We start from the raw sequence: 23,091 nt of genomic DNA on the forward strand, positions 1-23,091 counted from the left end.
ATCCGGAAAATGGCAATTATGGAAAAATGATTACTTTAACAGTGACAGACTCAAGAGTCTATGCCAATCCCGGTGGAGTGGACATGTTGGTTTATGAAATCATTCCGGACATCTATCACTATTATCCCGTCAAATCAACAGTGTTGAGAACCGATTATTATTCAACCGGAAATCAGGTCCGTGGTAAACGGAATCATGACATTCTGTTTATTTCACCGGAATCCGTTGTAGTGCACTACAATGGCAGCAGTCTTAAAATAATGATGGATTTGCTTCAACTATACGGGAATAATATGTTATGGGTGAGACGGGCACGATACACAGACAATCTGGCTGTGATTGTGGGCTTGTTTGATTCAGGTATCCCGGGAGGAATTATTGTGAAAGGAGTGCATCATGAGTGAAAAAAGGATACCTCCTCGCTACTCGCTACTCGGACCTCGTTACTCTTTTTTGACTTTCGTCTCTATAATACAGCCGCAAGATATTGCGGCTCTACATACATCTCGCTACGTCCTTCATGCCTGCGGCTTCGCCGCCTTACACACCCCTGAATCCCCTCTCAAATAGGGGACTTTTTACGCATACCGTCAATTGATGCACCCAATTCCCCGTCCCCAATCCTTAAATCCTGACCGTTAAAATTTCATCCCAGTTCGTGGTATAGGCGGGTGTGATATTTTCCCGTTTCATTTTCCAGGATTTTTTAATGCCTTGGGAGGCAAAACGGAGGGTGTCGCTCCCCATTTTTTGATTGATAAAATCTACCACCTGCATGCGTTTCCGGCTTTTTTCCCGGGGACGTGTATCAAAAAGGTTTTGCTGTACACCTGTGTCCGGAATGATACTGCTGAGAATCACCCCGGCTTTTTTATAGCGGTATCCCGGTTTGTAGATACGTTCCAATCCGTATAAGGCATATTCAGTAATTTCTTCGGTACAAGCTGTGGGGACAGGGAGGGAGAGGATTCTGAAATTCTGATAGACACTTTCTTTAAAGGGATCGGTGCGAATAAAAACCAGAATGGTATTGGCCAGGGAGTGTTGTTGCCGGAGTTTTTCAGCCGATCGTGCCACATAGGTGGCAATGGATTCCTTCAATTCCTGAAGTTTTTCCACCGGCCTGCCAAAGGACCGGGAGGTACAAATCTCCTGCTTATCCGGAGTTTTGTTTTCCAGAGGGAGGACGGGAACGCCCCGCAATTCATAGACCGTTCTTAATCCCGTAACCGTGAGATTCTTTTTAATCCAGAAATCATTCATGCGCGTCAGTTGTAAAGCAGTAAAAATTCCCCGTGCCTTCAAAAAACGGGACAGGCGGGGACCGATGCCCCAGATATCTTCCACGGCGGTGTGTTTCAGGAAATCCTCCCGTAACGCCTTAGAATTAAGAATACACACGCCTTCGTATTCCCCTTTCTTTTTAGCTGCCCGATTGGCGATTTTTGCCAGAGTTTTACTGGGAGCCACTCCGATAGAAACAGGAATGCCGGTCCATTGGAGCACTTTTTTTCGTGTATCCCGGATATGAGCCTCCAGACGATCTGCCGGAAAACCCCGTAGATCCAAAAAAGCCTCATCTATGGAATATATTTCCATGGAGGGGACCATTTGGGCCAGAACCGTCATGACGCGTTGAGACATATCGGCATACAGGGTATAGTTGGAGGAATAGACGGCAATGTTGTATTCCTGAATCATTTCACGGACCTTAAACAAGGGAGTCCCCATGGGAATTCCAAGCGCCTTTACCTCATTAGACCGTGCCACAATGCATCCGTCATTGTTGGATAAAACCACAACCGGCCTTTTTTCCAGGGAGGGATTGAAAACCCTTTCACAGGAAACATAGAAGTTGTTGCAGTCCGCAATACCAAACACGGGTTTCTCAGGGCTTATGAATTACGTAAGAAACAATGCCCCAAATCCGGAAATCGTCGTCTTTTGTGACGGACATTTCGGGAAAATCGGGATTTTCCGGGGAGAGAATGATATGTTCACCGTTTTTTTTGATGCGTTTGACGGTGAATTCTCCGTTGATTACACACACGGCCACATCGCCGTCCTTCGGCTCCAGGGAGCGGTCCACAATCAGCATATCCCCGTCACAAATACCGGCATTCACCATGGAATGTCCCCGGACCCGGACATAAAAAGTTGTCGAAGGATTACGGATTAAATGTTTGTTCAGATCAAGTTTGAGTTCTGTATAATCATCAGCCGGTGATGGAAATCCCGCTTCCACCGTCGATTCATAAAAGGGTAGTTTCAGGGGTGCGCTGCTTTCTGCAGAATAAAATTCCAGGGGATCGGCTGTTTTTAAGTGTATAAGTTTCATAATTCTTTCATGAGTTGTTTCAAAAAGCGCCAGACTTTCTCCAGAGAGGAGATACTCATTTTCTCTTCCGGAGAGTGGGCATTCACAATCAGGGGGCCGAAAGATATCATCTCCATGCCGGGATATTTGGCGCCGATGACACCGCATTCCAACCCTGCATGGATGACCTCTATTACAGGTTTTTTCTTGTGAACTCTTTCATAAACGGCGGTACATTTTTTCAGCAGGGCGGAGTCCATATCCGGTTGCCAGGCAGGATAACCATTTCCCGATTCAACACGTGCGCCTGCCAGAAGCCCCACGCTTTCAATGCTTCGGGTAACGGCATCCAGACGGCTCATAACGGAACTTCTTTGACTAATGAGAATGGTCAGTTCACCGGAATCCTCTTTCAGAGTTGCCAGGTTGGAGGAGGTTTCAACCAGATCGGGAATTGTGGGAGACATGGCTGCCACACCGTGAGGTAAAGCCATGAGTGTTTGGATAATCCGGAAACCTGTTGTCTTTTTATAAGCAATATCCGGCGCTTCTGACGTTTTTTCAAGGCTGATACGCAAGCGGGGATCGCTTTCTTTGTATTCCTGGCGTAAATCGAAGAAAAAAGGTTCAAAACGGGAGGCCGGATCTGGCTGAAGGACCGGCAGCGCAATCAGGGCATGGGCATCCCTGGGGATGGCATTGTGGGCAGAGCCCCCGGAGAGTGACAGGAGCCGTAATTCCGGTAGCTGACGCTGAATATGATCTAAAACCCGTCCGAGAAGCTTGTTGGCATTGGCACGTCCTTTATGGATATCGCTCCCCGAGTGCCCACCTGAAAGTCCCGATACGGACAGTTTGTATATCCCAAAATTATCAGGAACGACTTCTTCCTCCTTTACGAATCGTATTTTTGTATCCCGTCCACCGGCACAACCGATGGTGAATTTTTTGTCGTCTTCCGAATCAATGTTTAAAAGGATTTTACCCTTTAAAAAATCGGAAGATAATCCGTTGGCACCGGTGAGACCTGTTTCTTCATCTACAGTAAACAACAATTCCAACTCCGGGTGCTCTATGGATGGATCCGTGGCGATTTTCATGGCCATGGCGATGGCAATCCCGTTATCTGCCCCTAATGTGGTCTGATCCGCATGAATCCAATCTCCATCGATCAGGACTTTTATGGGATCTTTCCCGAAATCGTGGGTGGATTCGGGGGTTTTTTCGCACACCATATCCATGTGTCCCTGAAGCACCACAACAGGACTTTTTTCATATCCGGGGGTGGGAGGGATGTGAATAAGAACATTCATCAGCTTGTCCTGCTTTGCCGTAAAACCCTGCTTTTCCGCCCAGGTTATCAACCACTCCGATATCTGTTGCTCGTGTTTCGATTCCCGGGGAATTTGATTGATTTCTGTAAATATGTCTAAAATTTCCCTGATTTCTTTGTCCATACACGCTCCTTTGGATTATATGTAAAAGTACAAAATTACTGAGACAAATACATGTTATTTGGGAGTTGAGAATTGAGAGTGGAGAGTTGTAGAGGTAAAACATTTTTTGCCTCTGAGTTGGAATTGAGAATAGTGAGTTTGCGTTTTTCTTCTGTTGTGGGTTCCGGGTTTTGGTTGGTGGATTGTGCCTTTTTGGAAAGCTCATTTTTTCTGGCGGATTAAACCATATCAAAATATGGTCAAATATCCGGAATGAAACTTACTTTAATAAAACATGTCTTCTTGTTTTATTTTAACATTATTATCAAAGGCCACAATAGCTTATAAAATTCATTATCGCCCTTCCTCATAACCAGACTCTAAACTCAAAACTTGTACTCATTACTCTCCACTCACCACTCTCAACTCCTAAATCGGATTAAATATTTCCCGGTAGACACATTCCACGTTGTATATCTTTTCGATTCGCCGTTTCAGTGCAAGCACGCCGGTGGTTTCCGACCGGTAATGACCGAGATTGATATAGTTCAAGCCATGGTCATTCAGGTAGGCCGGAAGGTGTTCTTTCATTTCTCCGGTAATATAAGTGTCAGCTCCAAGTAATTGTGCATCACGGATATATCCACTTCCACCGCCGCTTAATATTCCGATTTTTCCGGGTGTGTCAGGGCCGAAATCATAATACTGAATGCCGCCGCGGGTTTTGTAGTGCAGGGGGGATGGATGAACGATTTCATGATCATCTCCGGAAGGATCCAGTTCCTTATGATAAAGGTTGATAATTTGTTGCAAACTCAGATTTCGGGTGTTTTCCACCAGAAAACCTACTTCAAACGGTTCCAGAATACTTGCTCCGATCATCCGCGCCAATTCGGCATTGTTTCCGATTTCAGGATGGGCATCCATGGGAAGATGAATGCCGAAAAGCGAAATGTTTTTGTCCAATAAAGTATGAAGAGTTTTTTTAAAGGGCTCATGGATTTTAAAAAAGTCTTTTCCGAATATCCCATGATGAACAATGATGGCATCAGCGTGTTCACGGATGGCTTCCTCCAGCAAAAGGGAATGGAAGGATACGCCAAAGAGAATCTTGTGAATATCTTCCGATCCTTCTACCTGCAGACCATTATAACAATAATCATCAAAAGTTTCATACTGGTACAGTTCACGTAAAAATTGATCGAGTTCGTCGCGTTTCATGGATCCTCCTTATCTTTTCCTAATTTATCAATGTCTTTTTAATTATGGTAAAATTCCGTTATTTTCAAGGTATGAAAGACAACAATATTCGAAATTTTTGCATTATTGCCCATATCGATCACGGAAAATCCACACTGGCAGACCGGCTTCTGGAATATACCGGTACACTTCAGACATTTCAAATGAAAGAACAGATTCTGGATGATATGGATCTGGAAAGGGAGCGGGGTATCACAATCAAATCACACCCCATTCAGATTTTGTACAAAGCCGATAGCAAAACAACGTATACACTGAATTTAATTGATACTCCCGGACATGTGGATTTCAGCTATGAGGTCTCCCGGAGTCTGGCAGCCTGTGAAGGGGCTTTATTACTGGTGGATGCTTCCCAGGGTGTGGAGGCTCAGACTGTTTCCAACACCTATCTGGCTCTTGAAAACGATCTGGAAATTATTCCGGTGATCAATAAAGTTGACTTACCCGGGGCACAGGTGGAATCTGTAAAGCATCAGCTTGTTGATTTGACAGGGTGCAGGGAAGAGGAAATCCTGTTAACCAGTGCCAAGACGGGGAAAGGGATTCCCGAGCTGCTTCAGGCAATTATCTCCCGAATTCCTCCACCGGAACGGGATTTTGACAAACCAGCCCGGGCTCTGATTTTCGATAGTGTTTTTGACAATTACAGAGGCGCTATCCCTTATGTGCGTGTTTTTGAAGGACGAATTGAACCCGGCCAGAAAATGAAATCCTTTGCAACCCGGCATATCTATGAAATTACGGAGGTGGGAAAATTCCTCTTTAAAAAAATTCCCACAAAAGAGCTGAAAGCCGGAGATGTTGGATATATTGTAGCCCAGATTAAAAATATCCGCGATCTGAAGGTAGGGGATACCATCACAATACTTGAAAATGAGGCAACATCCCCCTTAAAAGGGTATAAAGAGATGAAGCCCATGGTATTCTCAGGATTATACCCCGTAAACAGCGATGATTATGAAGAGCTCCGTCAGAGCATTGAAAAACTTCAGCTGAATGATGCTTCACTCCGTTATGAGCCGGAAACATCAGAAGCCCTGGGTTTTGGATTCCGTTGCGGTTTTTTGGGACTCCTGCATCTTGAAATTGTTCAGGAACGCCTGGAAAGGGAATTCGATCAAAATCTGGTGACAACCATCCCCAATGTGGAATACCATGTTACTGACCGTCAGGGGAATCTCATTATTGTAGATACACCGTCAAAAATGCCGGATATGGGAGATATTGAGTTCATAGAAGAACCTTATGTCAAAGCGGAGATTATCACACCGCCGGAATATATCGGAAACCTGATGACCCTTACACAGGATAAACGGGCGACGTATGTCAATACCCATTATCTGGATCCCACCAAGGTTCAGCTTATCTATGAAATTCCCCTTTCGGAAATCATCTATGATTTTTACGATAAATTGAAAACCGTGAGTCGTGGATATGCTTCTTTGGATTATGAATTTATAGGGTACAAACCCAGTAAACTGATTAAATTAGATATTCTGATCAACAATGAACCGGTCGATGCCCTCTCACTGATCATCCATCAGGATCAAGCTTATTACCAGGGACGGCGCCTGGTACAGAAACTCCGCAGTCTGATTCCCCGCCATCTTTTTGAAGTCCCTATCCAGGCGGCAATCGGTAATAATGTTATTGCCCGTGAAAATGTAAAAGCACTGAGGAAAAATGTAACCGCAAAATGTTATGGCGGTGATATTACCCGAAAACGCAAACTGCTGGAAAAACAAAAAGAAGGCAAAAAACGGATGAAACAGGTGGGGCGTGTACAAATCCCACAAGAAGCCTTTCTGGCTGTTCTCCAACTTGGTAATGAAAAATAAGGAGATGTGTGATGGCTGTTAAAGAATTTTTAAAGGATCTGGTTTTTTTCAAAGCTTTGCCAAACGCTGTTCTCGATAACTTGATTCCCTATGCGGAAGTATTAAAACTTCCGGCCGGTTCACTGCTTCTCCAGGAAGGGGAAAAAAGCCGTGATCTCTATTTTTTGGTCAGTGGAAGGATTGAGATTACCATGAAGGTAAATTTTGAAGAGAGTGAGGAAATCAATATTTATCGTTTAAAACCGGGAGAAGCTGTCGGTGAATTTTCCTTTATTGACGGTTCACCCAGAAGTGCCAGCGCTCTGGTGGATAAGGATGCCGTAATCATTAAATTTGATTACGAAAAACTGAACGGACTCTTCGAAAAAAATCCTAAGGTAGGATATCTTTTTATGAAACGCCTTGCCCAATCCTTAACTGACAGGATGAGACGCTCAAATATCACTCAACGAAACCTTTTTATATGGTAATTCATGACAGGTCAGATATTTCTGTATAACGGGCGTATCTATACGGGGGATATAAAAAAGCCCTGGGTATCAGCCCTTCTGATTGAGGATCAATACATTTCGGCAATCGGGGAGTCCCATGAGTTTTCACCTTCCATCAGCCGGGACAGTATTACCATTGATCTGGAGGGACGGATTGTTCTGCCGGGTTTGTGTGACTGCCACATCCATGTTTCCGACTGGGCTAAGAAAATCACACAGTTGAATCTGGGTGAAAGCAGCAGCCGGGATGAAGCAATTCAAATGGTCCGGAATTATTACAAGGGACAGGAATGGCTTTTGGGATGGGGATGGAATGCCAATGCCTGGGATGAATATCTCATGCCTCAGGCCAGTGACCTGAACTTTCTATCCCCCCACACTAAGGCCATATTAATCAATAAGGATTACCACACTGCCTGGGTGAATTATTCCGTCTTTGACCTGATGGATACACGAATCCTCATGAAAAATATTCAAAACGGCCGGGTTCCTCTGGATGCATCAGGAAAACCCCTGGGAATTGTGAAAGAGGATGCCCTGAATGAACTCATATCTCCCATTATCCGGAATATGGAATCACCGGTTTTTTATAAACCGGAAAAAATCTTCAAGGAACTCTTCAGACACGGAATAACCACTGTTCATGCCGTGGAAGAATATGACAATTTCATCAAATACCAGAATTTATACCAGGACCCGTCCAAACGGGGACCCCGTTTCAGAGCCTATATTTATTGGGATGATCATAAGGCAATAGAAAAGATGATTAAGAGCTCCGGCAGGGGAGGGAACTGGTTTGAATTTCTGGGAATGAAAATTTTTCTCGATGGATCCCTGGGAAGCCGTTCTGCAGCCATGCGTTTTGACTATACCGATACAACGGCCCAAGGTTTTTTAAAATATTCCCGTGAGGAATTGGAAGCGATTCTCTCGAAAGCAAGCCGAAATCACTGGGATATGATGGTCCATGTGATTGGCGATGCTGCACTGGAACAAATATTCAATAGTCTTGACAGGTTTGACGGAAAATGCCGTCTCGAACATGTCCAGTACATACCTGAAGACCTTTTGAGCCGTACTTTATGGCGCAATCTGACCGTATGTCTGAATCCATCTCACCTGCCGGGGGATATTCACCTGGCAGAGAAAATTTGGGGGAAGGACAACTGCGATCACGCCTATAATTACCGGGACCTGTGGGGTACGGGAGCCAATGTGATTATGGGATCGGATGCACCTGTTGAGATGGTCAATCCCTGGAAAACCGTCCATGCAGCGGTGTTCAGGTATCCCGAAAAGGAAGAAAAATCCTGGCATCCCGAACAAAGTCTGACCGTTGACGAATGTATTGATGCATTAACAATACATCCATCCATCGCCATAGGAAAGGAACACCTTGTGGGGAAACTGCTGCCGGGAATGTTGGCGGATATGATCGTTGTCAGTGAGGATCCCTTTGAAACGGAGGATTTTCTCTCTATCGAAACTCTGATGACCATTATCGACGGAAAAATTGTCTACTCCGTTTTATAAATTGTTATGCCTCCTAAACACACAAAATCACCCCTTCTCTCCTTTATCGCCGTGATCCCTCTGGTGATTATTTATGAATCGGTCATGTTTATCCGTTATCAATCCGAAACGGTGGCAATCCGAAACGGTGCAGATATCCTCCTGAAAAAACTCTTGTCGGAAATCGGGTTTTACGGACTGGAAGCGGGTATTGTTCTCTTTCTTATCGTTTTTATCATGGTGAAATGGCTCCATAATATTCATTTCAATGAAAACGAACTCAAATTCATATCCATTCCGATCATGGTTGGAGAGGGCTTGATTTACGCCTTGTTTATTTTTTACATTTTAATACATCTGAATTTGAGCTATGCGCCTGTCAACAGTCCGGATCACGCACTGAACATAGCCTACAGTTGCGGAGCGGGCGTCTATGAAGAACTGGTTTTCAGAGCTGTTCTCATGTATGGACTCTATCTGATGATTCAATCACTTGGAAAGAATGAATGGCTGTCGTGGGTATCGGCTATTCTTATATCAACGGCGGTTTTTGTAACTCTCCATTATATTGGGGAATTCAAATACCCTTTTGAATGGCACACCTTTTTGGTCCGTTCTGCCGTCTCAGTGATTCTGAGTCTTGTCTTTTTATTTCGAGGATTTGCCGTTGCAGCCTATACTCACACTTTTTATAATCTTTCACTGATTTATCTGGGAGGGTTGATACAATGATCAGACAATCCAGCGTTGCCGGTCAATTTTATCCGGGCTCACCCCGTGAACTGACCAATATGATTCGGGTTTTTCTGGGAAATGCAAAAACCCCGGATTTGAAAGGAAAAATTTCAGGCCTTGTAGTACCCCATGCCGGCTATGTCTACTCCGGCCAAAGGGCGGCGGAAGCCTATAAATCCCTGAGTGGAAAGATATTTAAAAATGTCCTTGTAATCAGCCCGAGTCACCGGGAATTTTTTAATTTTATCTCCATCTATCCCGGGGAGGGATATGAGACACCCCTGGGTATTATCGAAAGAACGCATGATTTTGACAAGCTGGTTGAATCATCGCCCGGATGCCGGTTTTCTGAGTCCGGCCATGGTTTTGAACATGCACTGGAGGTGCAACTTCCTTTCCTGCAGGTTATTTTGGGTGATTCCTTCCGTCTTTTACCGGTCGTCATAGGAAATCAGGACGAAAAAAATATTGCGTACCTGACAAATTTTTTGAAAACGGCCAAATCACAGGATCCGGATTTATTAATCATTGCCAGCTCGGACTTATCTCATTTTCACAATTCTGAAACGGCCCGGAGCATGGATGACATGTGGATAGATGCAATGAAAAACTATGACATTGAAACACTGGAAAAATATTTTTTTTCTGCAAGCTGTGAAGCGTGCGGCGGAGGGGGTATCATCGCCCTCCTGAAAGCGCTTCAATCGGATAAAACACAGATCAGTGTTACGGGATATACCCATTCCGGCGAAATCAACGGTGATTATTCATCGGTTGTGGGATATACGTCGGCTGTTATTGCGGAGGTGTGATATGACTCTGGATCATAATGTGAAACAGGAGCTCCTCAGGGCTGTACGCAATCACCTTTCATTCAAATTGGGTATCAGCGATACAAAGCCTGTATTGAAGGAAAATCCCCTTTATAGTCAAAAAACCGGGATATTTGTCACACTCCATAAAAATAATGATCTCAGGGGATGTATCGGACATATTGTGGGATATCTCCCGTTAAAAGAATCTCTTTTTGAAATGGCGGAAGCTGCAGCCTTTTCCGATCCCCGTTTCCCTCCCTTAAGAAAGAATGAACTCCAAGATGTAAGCATTGAAATTTCAATCCTTTCCGAACTGGTTCCTGTTGATTCTAAAGAAAAAATCACCCCGGGAAAACACGGGGTGGTTTTAAAACAAGGATTCCGGCAGGCTGTTTTCCTGCCTCAGGTAGCTTCAGAACAAGGATGGGACAGAGATGAGATGCTGACCCATCTGTCCATGAAGGCAGGTCTGAATCCTCAGGCTTATCATGATAGAAACACGGAATTTTTTATTTTTACGGCAGATGTGTTCTCGGAAGAGGATTACCATGAATAAAAGCTTTTCACTCATCGGTACAGGGCGCATCGGCTGGGCTTTGAGCGGACTCCTGACAGATTTAGGGTGGAAAATAGATCGTGTTGATGATGTATCAGATGATCAACTGAAAGCCTATCAAAAACATTTCGCTCCGTATTTTACCCTAAAACGTGATATATCACAATCGGCATGCCTTTTTATTTGTATCCGGGATGATTCTTTTCATGACCTGATTCGGACACTTCAGGGTAAACCGGAATGGAAAACGTCTCATATTATCCATACCAGCGGCTTTCATAAAGCGGAAATTTTATCCCCGCTCCGTACGGGTTTTCAATCAGAAGTTCATTCTTTTCATCCCATGATATCGGTGATTGATACAAACCCTGAAAAGGGGAAGTTACTCCTTAAAAAGGCTTGGTGGGCTTTATCCGGCGATGATCCTGAGTGGATGAAAGCATTTGCATCTCAGGCCGGACTTAAAAGTTTTGTGCTTCCCGACGATAAAAAGGATTTCTACCATGCTGCGGCAGTGATGACGGCAAATTTAATCATTGGTGTTTTAAGGGGTGCTGAAACAATCGTTTCCGTCGCCGGCATTTCTCCGGAAGACTATAAAAAAATATTTATGCCGCTTGTGGACAGTGTTGTTGATCACATTCACCAGGTTGGATTGCAGAATGCTCTGGGGGGACCTATTGTCCGGCAGGATTACGGACTTCTGAATCGGGAAAAAGAAGCCCTTAAAGAAGAAGGGCTTTCCGATGAATATGAAATATATGATCTGCTTACCCGCTATCTGATAAAAAAATTCATCATTCCTGGAAATTCAGGTAATTTCAAATAAAAATAATTATTAACCATTAATTCATTCTTTATTCATGATGCTTTAATTCCTGATGTGGAATTTCCCCTGTGTGATAACGATAAAACAAGGGAGACACTATGATCCGGACGAAGCAATTCATGAAGGCAGGTATTTTGCTCTTCATGATGATTGGTACAGGTATTCCACTACTCCATGCAGGGAACGGAGGAGGATCCTTAATGGGACGTGTCATTGACTATAAGACAGGTCAGGCTCTTGTCGGAGCAAACGTCATAATTTTCGGAACATCCATGGGGGCAGCTACCGATTTGGACGGTCATTATATGATTTATGACGTGCCTTCCTGAAGCTATGATGTTTTTGTCACCTATGCGGGATATGAAAACCAGGCCGTGAAAGGTCTTCAAATACAGAAGGATGAAAACCATTATCTGGATGTTGCCCTCATTCCATCGGTGATGAATCTATCGGAGATTGTCGTGGAAGCCCGGGCATCTTCAAATTCTGATGCGTATCTGATTTCAGAAAAATGGCAGTCATCCAATGTTCAGGATGGGGTAAGCGGTTCCCAAATGTCACGGTCAGGAGATTCCAATGCAGCCGATGCTGTTAAACGCATAACAGGGGTATCGGTGCTGAACGGTAATACAGTAAATATGTTTGGGTATGAGTCGCTACACAACACTCAATAAATGGCGCATCATTGCCGGCGTACGAATTGAAGATTATCATGTAACGATAGCATCCTATAATCCCGTTACACGGATTTTTTGAAAATGTTAATTGTAAAGGAGCTTTCGGTACTGAAAACTGGCTTGAAGTCTGGTCAATTCTGTCTGAAACTCAGCGGTTTTAATCGTTATCACACAACAGACCCCGCAAAACAATCCGGCGTATCATGCCGGATTATTTTTTTATTGCTTATTTTTTAAAATGACAGAAAAGTATTTAAAAAAGACATATTCTTTTGAATGACAATTATAGCAACTCAGGAGCTTTGTTCCCGGAAACATTTTCATCCATCGGTTTCGATGAATACGCCGCATGGAATGTTTTTTACAGATGGCACAGCGGCCGTGTCTTCGAGTGATCCGGAATTTCATCATAAATTAATTAATTCCTTGATTTCCTTTCATGAGCAAAACTGAATAAACGTCATCATTTTAAAAATATCTGCTGCATTATACTGAAGAGTTGATTCATCCGTCATCTCAACACCGGGGAAGAAACTGTATTTATAGGCTATTGTTGGACGTGAGTAGACAATTTCCATGGACAGTGAGGAGGGAATAACCGGGATGCATTCTCTGAAACGCTTCACGTTTAAGGCCTCTTTTACCGCTGTTTTATATTCATCAAATACTTTTGACGGGGTTTTTGTTACAACCGCATTGCCAAACCCAAGTTTTACAGGCAATGTGATAATTTGAGGAATCAGTTCCTTTGCCTGTTTGCACATCTCGTCGTCACCGGCTAAGAGTGTCACCGGAACTTTATAATGTCCTGCAACTAAGGCATGGAGGGTGAATTCCGATATCCGGTGACCATTCAGACGCATTTCCCGAATAATGGATGAAGCCATGGTGTGAGAGAGGGGGTTCCCCAGGGAACCTGCAGGGGAGTGGTATCCGATCATGAAAAGAGCATCAAAACTGCCATCAAGCCCTTGTACCATTGAAAAAGGGTGCCCGCTCCAACCCCGAATGACGGTGACATAATCCGGGAGTTCATCAATCAGAATATTCCGGCCGGAGGCATGAGCATCCTTAACCAGTATTTCCCGGACACCGTTGCTTTTTGCTTCTTTGCAAGCCGTTAAAACCTCACGGGTCATAATCTGGCGATAAAATTGATGTTCCTGATGGCCGATCTCCGCATCATCCCAGTTAACTACGCCGGTGATTCCTTCAATATCCGCACTCACGTATAATTTCATAACTATCCCTCTTTTGTCATATCCTGATGTTTTTTGAGTTCATCCAAGACTTTTGGCAGCAATTTTATAATTCCGGTAAGTCCGACTATCGGTGTAGTTAATATGACACTGTCAATGATTTCATCTGAGCTGGCTCCTGCTTTCAGGGCTTTGGGAATAACAATTTTAACGGCTTCAGGTTGCTGTGTGGTGACCTGAAGTGCCAGTGTAATGAGTATCCGGGTCTTGTCATCCAGGTGCCCACCCAGCGTTGAAATGAGCTTCTGATAGGATTTGACCACTTCCTTCCGGTTGGACATCAGAAACGTGAGTCCGTCTACATCATAATCTTTGAAACTGTATTTTTCCATGGTTGAACCCCGGTTTTTATTGAATTTAATCAAACTTAAGGATAAAAATCACTTTACCACAAATGGAATCATGACTATTTTAACTCCATGTTCCGACAAAGCTTTAACCAGACACAGTTAAACAACAGGGATTATGATGAAAGAAATGCACAGTTTACCTGAAATCACGATTAAATCAGTGATACTTGGTGTCTTTTTATCCATTGTTCTTGCATCTGCAAATGCATATTTGGGACTATTTGCCGGAATGACGGTAAGTGCGTCAATACCTGCTGCAGTAATATCAATGGGTGTTTTAAAACTATTCAAACGTTCCAATATTCTCGAAAATAATATTGTGCAAACTGCAGCATCTGCCGGGGAGTCCCTTGCTGCAGGGGTGATTTTTACAATACCCGCGCTTGTACTTATGGGATACTGGACAGATTTCGACTATTTCGAAATTGCTAAAATTTCCGGTATTGGTGGATTGATAGGTGTATTATTTACCATTCCCCTCCGTAGAGCACTTATCGTAGAGGCTGAACTGCAATATCCCGAAGGTGTTGCAACAGCAGAGGTCCTGAAAGCAGGAGACCATAGCGGTGAAAATGATGATTCTTCAAAAAATTTGTCTATGATTTTTAAAGCAGCCCTTTTCGGCGGTTTAATGAAATTGGCTCAACAGGGATTACAGATGTGGAATTCAGCTGTTGATTTTGCCCTTCCTTTTTTTTCAAGACAGGCAGGAAAACGGTCCATCATTGGATTCGGCTCTGAATTGTCCCCGGCACTTCTGGCAGTGGGATATATTGTAGGGAGAAATATAGCTGTCCTGGTCTTTGCCGGAGGATTGATATCCTGGATTATTGCGATTCCCCTCTATTCATTTTTTAATCCCGTAGAAGTCGGATCAGGGTATCTGGATGCTGCGTATGATATCTGGAGTACCAAAATCCGGTATATGGGGGTAGGCGCCATGGTTATAGGCGGAATCTGGTCTGTCATCAATCTTTTCCGCCCCCTTGTTAACGGTGTAAAATCCAGTTTAAATGCGTATAAAAATCGTAATTCCGGCATTGTCGTAGATCGTCATGAAAAGGATATTCCCATAAATTGGGTAATCATCGCCCTGATTATTTCCGTGATTCCTGTTTTTTTTATTTATCAGAATATTATTCACAATCTGTTTACGGCACTTTTAATGGCCGTTATTATGTTGATTTTCGGATTTCTCTTTTCTGCCGTTGCAGGTTATATGGCGGGTTTGGTTGGATCTTCCAACAATCCCATCAGTGGAGTGACCATTGCGACAATTCTTTTTTCGTCTTTGCTTTTGCTTCTCATCAAAGGGGCAGGAAGCATAGAAGGTGCTGCAGGTGCTGTCATTATTGGTGCAGTTGTCTGTTGTGCTGCGGCTATTGCCGGTGACAATATGCAGGATTTAAAGGCCGGTTATATCTTAGGAGCAACCCCCTGGAAACAACAGATCATGCAAATTGTAGGAACGCTGTCAGCAGCCGTAGCCCTGGGGCTTACACTGGATATTCTCCACAGTGCCTATACTATTGGCAGTGAAACCCTTCCGGCACCTCAGGCAACACTGATGAAATCAGTAGCTGAAGGTGTTTTTCAGGGGAACCTGCCTTGGAATTTTGTCATTATCGGCGCAGTATTAGGTGTTTTAATCATTGTCGCGGATTTAATACAGAAATCCAGAGGATCTGATTTCAGAATTCCCATTCTGGCTGTTGCAGTTGGCATATATCTGCCCATCACACTTTCAACCCCCATCTTTATCGGCGGTATGGTTTCCCATTTTACGCGGAAACACAGGGAAACAAACCCGGAAAACAAGCAAGGACTTCTTTTCGCATCGGGACTCATTACCGGTGAGGCACTGATGGGTATTTTGGTGGCTGTGCCTATCTTTATCTCAGGAGATAAAAACTGGTGGTTCGAAATATCCGGTTTTTCATGGCTTGGGGTCTTGCTGTTTATCATAATTACTGCGATATTAACAAAAATTGCAAAAAGGAATTAAATGTCACATCATCAAAACTATGATCCAAAGTTAAGGGAAGTCATCCATAAACTTCCAAAAGCAGAGCTCCATTGTCATCTGGACGGTTCACTCAGGCCGGATACCCTCTTCGATCTCGCAAAACAAAATAATGTCAAAATTCCCTATCAGAATAAAGATAAGCTGATGGAGTTTCTTCACTTTGAAAAGGGAGAATCCCTGGAAATTTATCTTAAAAAATTCGATTTGACACTGAGTGTGCTCCAGACACCCGACGCTCTTGAAAGAACCGCCTATGAGTTGGCTGAAGACGCTTCCGGGGAAAATATCAAATGGCTTGAAGTCCGGTATTCACCCATCCTGCATGTTAATAATGATATGGGAACTGTGGATAACCTGGAAGCTGTCATCCGTGGACTGAAAAAGGCAGAGATGGATTTTGGAATCCGCGGCGGCGTGATTATCTGCGGCATGAGGAGTATCAGTCCGGATATCTCCTATAATCTCGCAGAACTGGCTGTTGCTTATAAAAACAGGGGTGTTGTAGGTTTTGACCTCGCCGGACCTGAAGAGAATTATCCTGCCAAAGATCATGAAAATGCGTTCAGACTGGTTTTGAAAAACAATATTAACATTACCATCCATGCCGGTGAAGCGTACGGACCGGAAAGTATTCATCAGGCCGTCCACTATTGCGGGGCGCACAGGATCGGACACGGAACCCGCCTTGCGGAAGATGGGGACTTGCTCAACTATATCAACGATCATCGCATTTGTCTGGAAATCTGTCTTACCAGTAATGTTCAGACAGGCTCGGTTAAAAGCCTGAAAAAACACCCTTTCAAGTATTTCAAGGATTACGGGCTCCGTTTGTGCCTGAATACGGATAATCGATTAATTTCAAATACAACCCTCACCGATGAACTCTGCCTGGCCTACCATACGTTCAATCTGAAATTGAAAGATATTAAAGACGTACTGATTGACGGCTTTAAAAGCTCTTTTATGCATCACAGGGATCGGGTCCGGCTCATCCGGGAAGTGTCTCCGGTCATGGATGAGATAATCCGGGATTTTGACGCTCAAAACTCCTGATTATGACGGGAAATTGACATGATAACTACTGTATACCTGATTGCAGCGCTGATTTTTCTTTTTCTGTATCTTCTCCGGATTTTGCATAAATCATCGCTGAAAGACTATTCCATATTATCCAAACCCGTCGATTCAGATGTTGGCGAGAATTTTCCTGTATTCCTTCTGAAAATGCTCTTATTCATCATTTTGATATTTGTCTTTATGAGCAGGCAGGTACTGAATTACCAGGGTTTTGTCGCCCTGATGATGAGCATTCTTTATATTTTGATTATTTATGTTTCAGGATACAGATATCAATGAATGTTTTTTGGAAATACAGCACCCCCGCTCTGAAAAGAGCAAGGGAAATTGATATTCATGCCTGTCTGAATCATGGTTATGTTCGAAAAATTACTTTGCCATCCTATACACCTGAACCGGAATTGATTCGGCAATCAGAGATTATGCATCTCTCGTTTGAATACCCTTATCTGATTTTCAACTTTTTGAACTACCTTATTAAAAATCAATCCGATGTTTTAAATGAACAATTTTCATTTTCATACCCGGGATTCCAACTTAAAATTCTTCAGGATTATTTTACGATTCTGGAAATCATGAAACAGATTAAATTGCTGGCTGTTCAGTATCATGATAAAGCCCTCTTTCAAACAACGGAGCTCTTTTTTCGGGAAAATGTTTTCAATGAAAAAATTCTCAAGCGTCTGTCTGCCCATATTCTGAACCCGAAAAAGAAATCGCTGAACACAATCCTCACCATAAAAGATATTTTTTTTCTCTACGATTTGATTATGGGATATGAAAAAGAAAAGGATAAGGAAGGGAAAAGCTATTTGGTGATCAACCACTCTGTTTTCAGGCACTTTCATAAACATACAAAAATCCTGCCCTGTCATTTCTATGACAACACTTTTTCAAAGAACTCGAACCCTGATACGATTTCCGTTCCGGAGTACAGAAAAAAATTACTGATGGACTTGAAAACATATCTGAAAGTTATAAAGCATGACCTGGAGATCCTGTCCGGAAAAGAGGAGGGAGGCGATACCCAAAATAAAGCAGCCGGACAAAGAGAATTTGAATCCGACTTTCATTACGGTAGCATCCATTATAAAATGAATCATCAATATTTAGTTGAATATTTATATGAGCGCTACTTTCAAAATCCCCATATTTTTTGTGGAATGCACCACGAAGCTCTGGAATTTGTTTTTTCCATGATGAATTTTACATTGATAGAGAAAGAGTATTCATGAACTTGCCGGTTTTTCTTGAAACATTGCCCGTCAATCCATTTGTAAAAGGAATCCTGACAATTCTGATTTCAGGAATTTGTATGATCCTGTTTTTTTTTCTGATTGTTTATTACCGTCAGATTAGCAACAGACTCATTTGTCGAAAAAAAACCGGTATTGCTTTTCAGTTGAAATCACTTTTTACTAACTCCTTGTATAACAACACTACCGGCCGGAATGATGCCGTATATAAGATACAGCTCCCTGTTTCCTTACTGTTTTTAGTTTATCTGTTTCTTTTTCCCGTCCCTCAGGAACACAGCTTTGTCTTTATAACTCTCTACGGGACCGTGATGTTGTTCCTCTATTTTCTATTGTTCCTTTCCAGCAAGGATTCTGTTCTGAGATATTTCTTTTTAAAACGAATTCGGATTCTCTTTGAATACTTTTTCCTTCTTTTTTTTCTGGTTTTAATTCTTGGAGCATCAGATCCGGCATCTGTAAAAGTACCATTTCTTTCATCATTGATCATTGTCTTCAGGGCTTTTCTGGTGATTGTCCTGTTTATTAATTTATGGGTAATACGCCATACATTTTCACTGGACATGTATCTGATACAGCAACCATGGTTTGAGCGTTTGTCGGAAAACGGAAAAATTTTCTGTGAGCTGTGTGAACAGGTGTCGGGATTTCTGCTCCTCAGTATTTTTCTGACATTGAGTATCCGAAACGGGGTTTTTATGGCGGAATTGCTGAATCGATCCGGTTTGACTAACCCCCTGATTCTATACATGATGGCCTTTTTTGCCGTGATTCTGTTAGATTTTTTTCAACGCCGTTTGATGACCCGTTATTCCTGGCCGGATGAGGAATATTTGATCAGACTGAACAATAAAGTTTTGTTACCGGTACTGATGGTTACTGCAATTGCTTTGGTGATGATATGAATATAAGTCCTCAACTGTTTTCCCTGATTATGATTCTCCTTACCGTAATAGCCGGTGGCATGTTTTTTTATTTCCGATCACCGATGCTCCGGATAGGAATCATCGTTTTATTGGTAATCTTAATTTTACTCCCTGTAGAGTATTCAAAGGAACCCGCTTATTTCCTGTTTCTTATTCCGATTCTTTTATGTACCATATCTCTTGTTTTTATAAGAAATATCAGACCCATTCTCTTACCGCAAAACCTGTCACGGGTTTTTCTTTTTCTCTTATATGTGATATCATTTATGATGGCAGGCTTCTTTATCATCCTTTATCCTGCACGTCTTTCTTCAGAAACAGTCCTTATACCCGTATTCTCCTTGTTGTTGTTGATGATTCTCATCCTGTTTATCCGATTTTATCTGGAAAAAGAAAAGGACAATCGATTATGATGTGGGAACTTTTATTACCCTATATTTCTTATTGTTTTCTGATTGTTTTTTCAGGGATATTGCTTTTTTTCTCAAAGGGCAAACTTGTTCAGGGAATGGGGTATGTGATGGGTATGACTGTGATGGTATCCATTCTGATGCACCATACTACAATTCCTGTTGCATTTACCGGGATGATTCTCCTGATTTTGTTTTTCATCTTCTTTATGATGGGAAGGAACCATGATGATTCTGCAGGATAAGCTCTTTTTGGCTCTGCTTGTGTATGTTACGACATTCTATCTGTTGTACGGGCTGATTCCTGCCTTTCGCCGGCAATTTGTGTTTTTGCCCCTGCTGTCTTTTTTTATTCTCTTTCCGGTTACCCTTTTTCTGACACTTCCCGGCTCTTTGAAAAAATCTGTATTAACATATTCTCTCTACGAATATGATATCCTTCTTTTCAAACTAACCATCATCAGACTTATCTTGTTTTCTCTTGTATTTATTACTTTACTGCTTATCGGAATCTATTATCGTCATAAACAGAAGATGGATGAACTATTGGTCAGCGGTTTTTTTATCAGCCTCTTTCTTTTTTCGGGGAATGTTTTTACTGCTTTAGTGGGGATCCTGTTTTCACTTTTATCGCTGTTTGTGTTTTTCTTGTATGACTCTGAAACTCTTTTTAAACACATTCAGAATATGGAATGTTTTCGTAATCATCCTCCTCAATCTCAACGGAAAACCAGTAGTGTGCTTAAACAGGATACTCCCGTAATTATTATCCTGACACTCTATTTTATTATAAGCTTTATCATTTTAATGATAGGATTGGTAACAGGATGAATCTTCTTTTGAAAAGCCTTTTCCTTATGCTGTTTGTTCCTGCATTTTTTGTGGATGTTCTGCCAGATCGTTTTTACCGAATACGCCACCGGTACCCGATATTTTTACTCTTTCAGACCGGTTTTATATCAACTACCATATACCTGATTTTACAGGATGTGTTTCCCCTTATTTCTTCTGTCTCATTTTTCAACATGTTTTCTTTAACCCTTCAACTGGATGAAATGAATACTCTTTTTCTTATCTGGATTTCATTTTCCCTCTTCATTCTGCTGCTGATTCGCCAGGATATGGACCAGCGAAGGTATCTGTGGATTATAATATCTCTTTATCTCCTGGTTATTGCAGGTAATACAGGAATGATGTTCTTTGCCTCGTTTATCTATTTTTTTGTTTCTCAACTCGGCAGAAAACAACAATTACATGTTGTTACCTACATTCCGACTTTCTTATTGATAACAGCCTATTTCCTGTTCAATATGTTACAGGAACCAGCATCTCTTTCCACACCCATTCATGAAATATCTGCTGTTATTCCGGTTTCCGGATCAGTTCTGTACTTGATTCTTTCCGCCTATTTTCTGATGGCTGTTATACGCTTAACAGATATTATTCAGGGTATTGTATCTGTCAGACATGGAATAATCGAACTGATTATCTCATATTTTGCCTTGCTGTTCATCATCCAACGACTGACCGGTATGATGCTGAATCCTCAAGTTTTTCTTATGTATTGGTTTATCTCTGCTTCCGTTATACTATTCGTCTTGATGGGGCTTCTCTTCTTCGAATGCTCAGGAAAGGATTTTTTTGCCCCCTTTATGATAACTTTTTTACTTGTTCTTGCCCTAATTTTCATGAACCTGAGGTTTTTCCCGGTTAATATATCTGTCTTACACCTGCAAAATGGTTTCATAACAGCTTTCCCTTTGTATGTTTTGACTATTATTCTTTTTCAGGATTTATTCAAGACTCTCAAGGATGATTTAACCCGATATTTTTCAATAATTATCTTCACTATGGGGCTTTTACTGAATCCTTTTACCCTTTCCGGAAAGGTTTATGCTTATACCTTTTTTACTTTTTTGCATGAAAATATTTTTGGAATGGTTCTTTTGATACTTTTTACACTGCTTTCAATTCTTTCCGTGGCATTTTTGCTCTTTTTGACAAAAAAAGGGGAGGGGAAGGGATCCAAATTTCCCGGGGTCATGTTAATCATGACTATCCTTGTTCTGATGATTCAAGAACTGGGAGTTCTCTCATGATACACCTTACTCTGTCTCATATATATACGCTGCTGCTTGTTTTATCCGCTGCTGCCGTTTTATACGTCATTTCCAACAGGGAACAGGTTTACGGGAAAATATCGGCATTAGTCTTATGGACAGGACTGATTTACTCTTCATTTATCAGCCTGATTTCATTTGATGGATTTTCCGGAGGATTTACGTTTCATCAGCAATCCGGGGTTTTATTTGCCTTAGCCGCTTTAGCTATGCTGCCGGCACTTATAAATACGAAACGTTATGGAATATTTGATTCTAATCCCACTCTTGGATTGATCCCTTATTTTATCTTTTTCCTTAACGGATTTGATCATCCACTCATCTGGTATTTATCTTTTGAAGTCCTCTCCCTATTTTTGCATTTATCCCGCGGAACATTTCGGTCTCAAGCTTTCCGCATCAGGTATTTTATTTCTTCATTAATTCTATTTCTTTCTTTATTTATTTTATCTGCCCAAAACGAACAGGTCATGATTCGGGATTATGCCTCATTTCTCCTGTTTTCCGGATTGATACTCCGCCTTTATACCCCCGGAGAGCATTTTACAAAGCCGGCCCAATCATATTATGCCTCATTTCTTCAGACTTTTATAACCATCCTTCTGATAATTCGTTTTCATCCTCAGATGGTTTCTATGCCTGTCCGTGTTTTAGGTGGAGGACTCCTCGTGATATCTGTAATCATCCTCTTCCTTGAGTCCTGGCGCAAGCAGTCAGATGCTTCTTATCTGGATATGAGCCTGAATTCTCTGATTCTGCCTTTCTTAATACTTTCTTTATCCGGAACAACTTATCTGTATGCCGTTTATGGGTATCTGTTGCTCCCAATGATCATTTTATTTCTTATAAAAGAAGACTGGTGGCGGACCAGATACCGCAGGGCTTATCTTTTAATGCTCATGACGTTTCATGGAATTCCTGTAACAGCCGGAAGTATTGTCTGGATACATTTTCTGAAACACATGAATTTTGAGACTCTTTACAGCTATTTCCTTCTCACAGGTGGAACATTTCTCTTAGCATTCTGGATCTATCTGTATCATAAAATCGACCGGGATAGCCATCTCCAAGAAAAAAACAATCAAGAACATTTTGATCTATTATTGTTATTTGTTCTCATTTTTAACCTTTTGCTATGGGTACTTTTTGAAAATTTCCCTCGTTTTTTTGGGTTTTAGGTCAGTTTTCAATTAATAATCGT

At 42.1% G+C, this 23,091-nt stretch carries 25 protein-coding genes; 19 read left to right on the plus strand and 6 right to left on the minus strand.

The window, feature by feature from the left end; genetic code table 11:
- Positions 1-404: hypothetical protein (locus J7K63_09895; GenBank protein MCD6235331.1), on the plus strand; the 404-nt coding region annotated here is incomplete at its 5' end.
- 220 nt (positions 405-624) lie between these two features.
- On the opposite strand, the gene J7K63_09900 is transcribed toward J7K63_09895, so the two are convergent.
- The 4 genes from J7K63_09900 to J7K63_09915 form a co-directional block, all read right to left on the minus strand.
- Positions 625-1,881, minus strand: a complete 1,257-nt coding sequence (locus J7K63_09900) for a Y-family DNA polymerase (protein ID MCD6235332.1) — start codon at positions 1,879-1,881, stop codon at positions 625-627.
- Between the two features lie 7 nt (positions 1,882-1,888).
- Positions 1,889-2,338 carry a translesion error-prone DNA polymerase V autoproteolytic subunit gene (umuD, locus tag J7K63_09905; protein ID MCD6235333.1) on the minus strand — a complete coding sequence of 150 codons (450 nt, stop codon included), beginning with the start codon at positions 2,336-2,338 and terminating at the stop codon, positions 1,889-1,891.
- Positions 2,335-3,774 (minus strand): aminoacyl-histidine dipeptidase, encoded by a 1,440-nt coding sequence (locus tag J7K63_09910; GenBank protein MCD6235334.1) that lies wholly within the window; start codon positions 3,772-3,774, stop codon positions 2,335-2,337. Before J7K63_09910 ends, umuD begins: the two co-directional genes overlap by 4 nt.
- A gap of 408 nt (positions 3,775-4,182) precedes the next feature.
- On the minus strand, positions 4,183-4,974 hold the full coding sequence (locus J7K63_09915) for a Nif3-like dinuclear metal center hexameric protein (GenBank protein MCD6235335.1): 792 nt from the start codon (positions 4,972-4,974) through the stop codon (positions 4,183-4,185).
- Between the two features lie 71 nt (positions 4,975-5,045).
- On the opposite strand from J7K63_09915, the gene lepA reads away from it, so the two are divergent.
- The 9 genes from lepA to J7K63_09960 all read left to right on the plus strand — a co-directional run bounded on the left by lepA (position 5,046) and on the right by J7K63_09960 (position 12,463).
- Entirely contained in the window at positions 5,046-6,851 is a 1,806-nt protein-coding gene (lepA, locus tag J7K63_09920; protein ID MCD6235336.1) for a translation elongation factor 4, read from the plus strand.
- A gap of 11 nt (positions 6,852-6,862) precedes the next feature.
- Positions 6,863-7,321, plus strand: a complete 459-nt coding sequence (locus J7K63_09925; protein ID MCD6235337.1) for a Crp/Fnr family transcriptional regulator — start codon at positions 6,863-6,865, stop codon at positions 7,319-7,321.
- A gap of 3 nt (positions 7,322-7,324) precedes the next feature.
- A complete protein-coding gene (locus tag J7K63_09930) occupies positions 7,325-8,875 on the plus strand; it encodes an amidohydrolase (protein ID MCD6235338.1) in 1,551 nt (516 codons plus the stop codon).
- Positions 8,876-8,881: 6 nt separating this feature from the next.
- Positions 8,882-9,586 carry a CPBP family intramembrane metalloprotease gene (locus J7K63_09935; protein ID MCD6235339.1) on the plus strand — a complete coding sequence of 235 codons (705 nt, stop codon included), beginning with the start codon at positions 8,882-8,884 and terminating at the stop codon, positions 9,584-9,586.
- The gene (gene amrB, locus J7K63_09940) at positions 9,583-10,401 is read left to right on the plus strand and encodes an AmmeMemoRadiSam system protein B (GenBank protein ID MCD6235340.1); all 819 of its coding nucleotides are present in this window, start codon (positions 9,583-9,585) and stop codon (positions 10,399-10,401) included. Before J7K63_09935 ends, amrB begins: the two co-directional genes overlap by 4 nt.
- A gap of 1 nt (position 10,402) precedes the next feature.
- A complete protein-coding gene (amrA, locus tag J7K63_09945; GenBank protein MCD6235341.1) occupies positions 10,403-10,960 on the plus strand; it encodes an AmmeMemoRadiSam system protein A in 558 nt (185 codons plus the stop codon).
- Positions 10,953-11,789, plus strand: a complete 837-nt coding sequence (locus tag J7K63_09950) for a DUF2520 domain-containing protein (GenBank protein MCD6235342.1) — start codon at positions 10,953-10,955, stop codon at positions 11,787-11,789. The genes amrA and J7K63_09950 overlap by 8 nt, the downstream gene beginning before the upstream one ends.
- A 98-nt stretch (positions 11,790-11,887) precedes the next feature.
- Positions 11,888-12,118: a carboxypeptidase-like regulatory domain-containing protein gene (locus J7K63_09955; GenBank protein ID MCD6235343.1), complete on the plus strand. Its 231-nt coding sequence runs from the start codon at positions 11,888-11,890 to the stop codon at positions 12,116-12,118.
- A gap of 45 nt (positions 12,119-12,163) precedes the next feature.
- Positions 12,164-12,463 carry a hypothetical protein gene (locus tag J7K63_09960; protein ID MCD6235344.1) on the plus strand — a complete coding sequence of 100 codons (300 nt, stop codon included), beginning with the start codon at positions 12,164-12,166 and terminating at the stop codon, positions 12,461-12,463.
- A 440-nt stretch (positions 12,464-12,903) separates the two neighbouring features.
- Here the strand turns inward: J7K63_09960 and J7K63_09965 are convergent, their stop codons facing one another.
- Positions 12,904-13,707 carry a M55 family metallopeptidase gene (locus J7K63_09965; protein ID MCD6235345.1) on the minus strand — a complete coding sequence of 268 codons (804 nt, stop codon included), beginning with the start codon at positions 13,705-13,707 and terminating at the stop codon, positions 12,904-12,906.
- 2 nt (positions 13,708-13,709) lie between these two features.
- Positions 13,710-14,057, minus strand: coding sequence for a carboxymuconolactone decarboxylase family protein (locus J7K63_09970; GenBank protein MCD6235346.1), 348 nt, complete (start codon positions 14,055-14,057; stop codon positions 13,710-13,712).
- 136 nt (positions 14,058-14,193) lie between these two features.
- On the opposite strand from J7K63_09970, the gene J7K63_09975 reads away from it, so the two are divergent.
- From J7K63_09975 to J7K63_10015, 9 genes are all read left to right on the plus strand, one after another.
- On the plus strand, positions 14,194-16,080 hold the full coding sequence (locus J7K63_09975) for an oligopeptide transporter, OPT family (protein ID MCD6235347.1): 1,887 nt from the start codon (positions 14,194-14,196) through the stop codon (positions 16,078-16,080).
- On the plus strand, positions 16,081-17,154 hold the full coding sequence (gene add / locus J7K63_09980) for an adenosine deaminase (GenBank protein ID MCD6235348.1): 1,074 nt from the start codon (positions 16,081-16,083) through the stop codon (positions 17,152-17,154).
- A gap of 18 nt (positions 17,155-17,172) precedes the next feature.
- Positions 17,173-17,457, plus strand: a complete 285-nt coding sequence (locus J7K63_09985) for a hypothetical protein (protein ID MCD6235349.1) — start codon at positions 17,173-17,175, stop codon at positions 17,455-17,457.
- Positions 17,454-18,413 carry a hypothetical protein gene (locus tag J7K63_09990; GenBank protein MCD6235350.1) on the plus strand — a complete coding sequence of 320 codons (960 nt, stop codon included), beginning with the start codon at positions 17,454-17,456 and terminating at the stop codon, positions 18,411-18,413. Before J7K63_09985 ends, J7K63_09990 begins: the two co-directional genes overlap by 4 nt.
- Positions 18,410-19,339, plus strand: a complete 930-nt coding sequence (locus J7K63_09995) for a hypothetical protein (GenBank protein MCD6235351.1) — start codon at positions 18,410-18,412, stop codon at positions 19,337-19,339. The genes J7K63_09990 and J7K63_09995 overlap by 4 nt, the downstream gene beginning before the upstream one ends.
- A 430-nt stretch (positions 19,340-19,769) precedes the next feature.
- Positions 19,770-20,015, plus strand: a complete 246-nt coding sequence (locus J7K63_10000; GenBank protein MCD6235352.1) for a hypothetical protein — start codon at positions 19,770-19,772, stop codon at positions 20,013-20,015.
- Positions 19,996-20,601 carry a hypothetical protein gene (locus J7K63_10005; GenBank protein ID MCD6235353.1) on the plus strand — a complete coding sequence of 202 codons (606 nt, stop codon included), beginning with the start codon at positions 19,996-19,998 and terminating at the stop codon, positions 20,599-20,601. Before J7K63_10000 ends, J7K63_10005 begins: the two co-directional genes overlap by 20 nt.
- Positions 20,598-21,869 carry a hypothetical protein gene (locus tag J7K63_10010; GenBank protein ID MCD6235354.1) on the plus strand — a complete coding sequence of 424 codons (1,272 nt, stop codon included), beginning with the start codon at positions 20,598-20,600 and terminating at the stop codon, positions 21,867-21,869. The genes J7K63_10005 and J7K63_10010 overlap by 4 nt, the downstream gene beginning before the upstream one ends.
- The gene (locus J7K63_10015) at positions 21,866-23,068 is read left to right on the plus strand and encodes a hypothetical protein (protein ID MCD6235355.1); all 1,203 of its coding nucleotides are present in this window, start codon (positions 21,866-21,868) and stop codon (positions 23,066-23,068) included. Before J7K63_10010 ends, J7K63_10015 begins: the two co-directional genes overlap by 4 nt.
- Positions 23,069-23,091: the final 23 nt, after the last annotated feature.

The sequence above is a fragment of the Candidatus Neomarinimicrobiota bacterium genome (assembly GCA_021157965.1).
GTDB lineage: Bacteria > Fidelibacterota > Fidelibacteria > Fidelibacterales > Fidelibacteraceae > Fidelibacter.

Coding starts and splice junctions, on each gene's coding strand:
- umuD (MCD6235333.1), bottom strand. CDS start 2,338: ATGAAACTTATACACTTAAAAACAGCCGATCCCCTGGAATTTTATTCT.
- J7K63_09910 (MCD6235334.1), bottom strand. CDS start 3,774: ATGGACAAAGAAATCAGGGAAATTTTAGACATATTTACAGAAATCAAT.
- J7K63_09915 (MCD6235335.1), bottom strand. CDS start 4,974: ATGAAACGCGACGAACTCGATCAATTTTTACGTGAACTGTACCAGTAT.
- lepA (MCD6235336.1), top strand. CDS start 5,046: ATGAAAGACAACAATATTCGAAATTTTTGCATTATTGCCCATATCGAT.
- J7K63_09925 (MCD6235337.1), top strand. CDS start 6,863: ATGGCTGTTAAAGAATTTTTAAAGGATCTGGTTTTTTTCAAAGCTTTG.
- J7K63_09930 (MCD6235338.1), top strand. CDS start 7,325: ATGACAGGTCAGATATTTCTGTATAACGGGCGTATCTATACGGGGGAT.
- J7K63_09935 (MCD6235339.1), top strand. CDS start 8,882: ATGCCTCCTAAACACACAAAATCACCCCTTCTCTCCTTTATCGCCGTG.
- amrB (MCD6235340.1), top strand. CDS start 9,583: ATGATCAGACAATCCAGCGTTGCCGGTCAATTTTATCCGGGCTCACCC.
- amrA (MCD6235341.1), top strand. CDS start 10,403: ATGACTCTGGATCATAATGTGAAACAGGAGCTCCTCAGGGCTGTACGC.
- J7K63_09950 (MCD6235342.1), top strand. CDS start 10,953: ATGAATAAAAGCTTTTCACTCATCGGTACAGGGCGCATCGGCTGGGCT.
- J7K63_09955 (MCD6235343.1), top strand. CDS start 11,888: ATGATCCGGACGAAGCAATTCATGAAGGCAGGTATTTTGCTCTTCATG.
- J7K63_09965 (MCD6235345.1), bottom strand. CDS start 13,707: ATGAAATTATACGTGAGTGCGGATATTGAAGGAATCACCGGCGTAGTT.
- J7K63_09970 (MCD6235346.1), bottom strand. CDS start 14,057: ATGGAAAAATACAGTTTCAAAGATTATGATGTAGACGGACTCACGTTT.
- J7K63_09975 (MCD6235347.1), top strand. CDS start 14,194: ATGAAAGAAATGCACAGTTTACCTGAAATCACGATTAAATCAGTGATA.
- add (MCD6235348.1), top strand. CDS start 16,081: ATGTCACATCATCAAAACTATGATCCAAAGTTAAGGGAAGTCATCCAT.
- J7K63_09985 (MCD6235349.1), top strand. CDS start 17,173: ATGATAACTACTGTATACCTGATTGCAGCGCTGATTTTTCTTTTTCTG.
- J7K63_09990 (MCD6235350.1), top strand. CDS start 17,454: ATGAATGTTTTTTGGAAATACAGCACCCCCGCTCTGAAAAGAGCAAGG.
- J7K63_09995 (MCD6235351.1), top strand. CDS start 18,410: ATGAACTTGCCGGTTTTTCTTGAAACATTGCCCGTCAATCCATTTGTA.
- J7K63_10000 (MCD6235352.1), top strand. CDS start 19,770: ATGATGTGGGAACTTTTATTACCCTATATTTCTTATTGTTTTCTGATT.
- J7K63_10005 (MCD6235353.1), top strand. CDS start 19,996: ATGATGATTCTGCAGGATAAGCTCTTTTTGGCTCTGCTTGTGTATGTT.
- J7K63_10010 (MCD6235354.1), top strand. CDS start 20,598: ATGAATCTTCTTTTGAAAAGCCTTTTCCTTATGCTGTTTGTTCCTGCA.
- J7K63_10015 (MCD6235355.1), top strand. CDS start 21,866: ATGATACACCTTACTCTGTCTCATATATATACGCTGCTGCTTGTTTTA.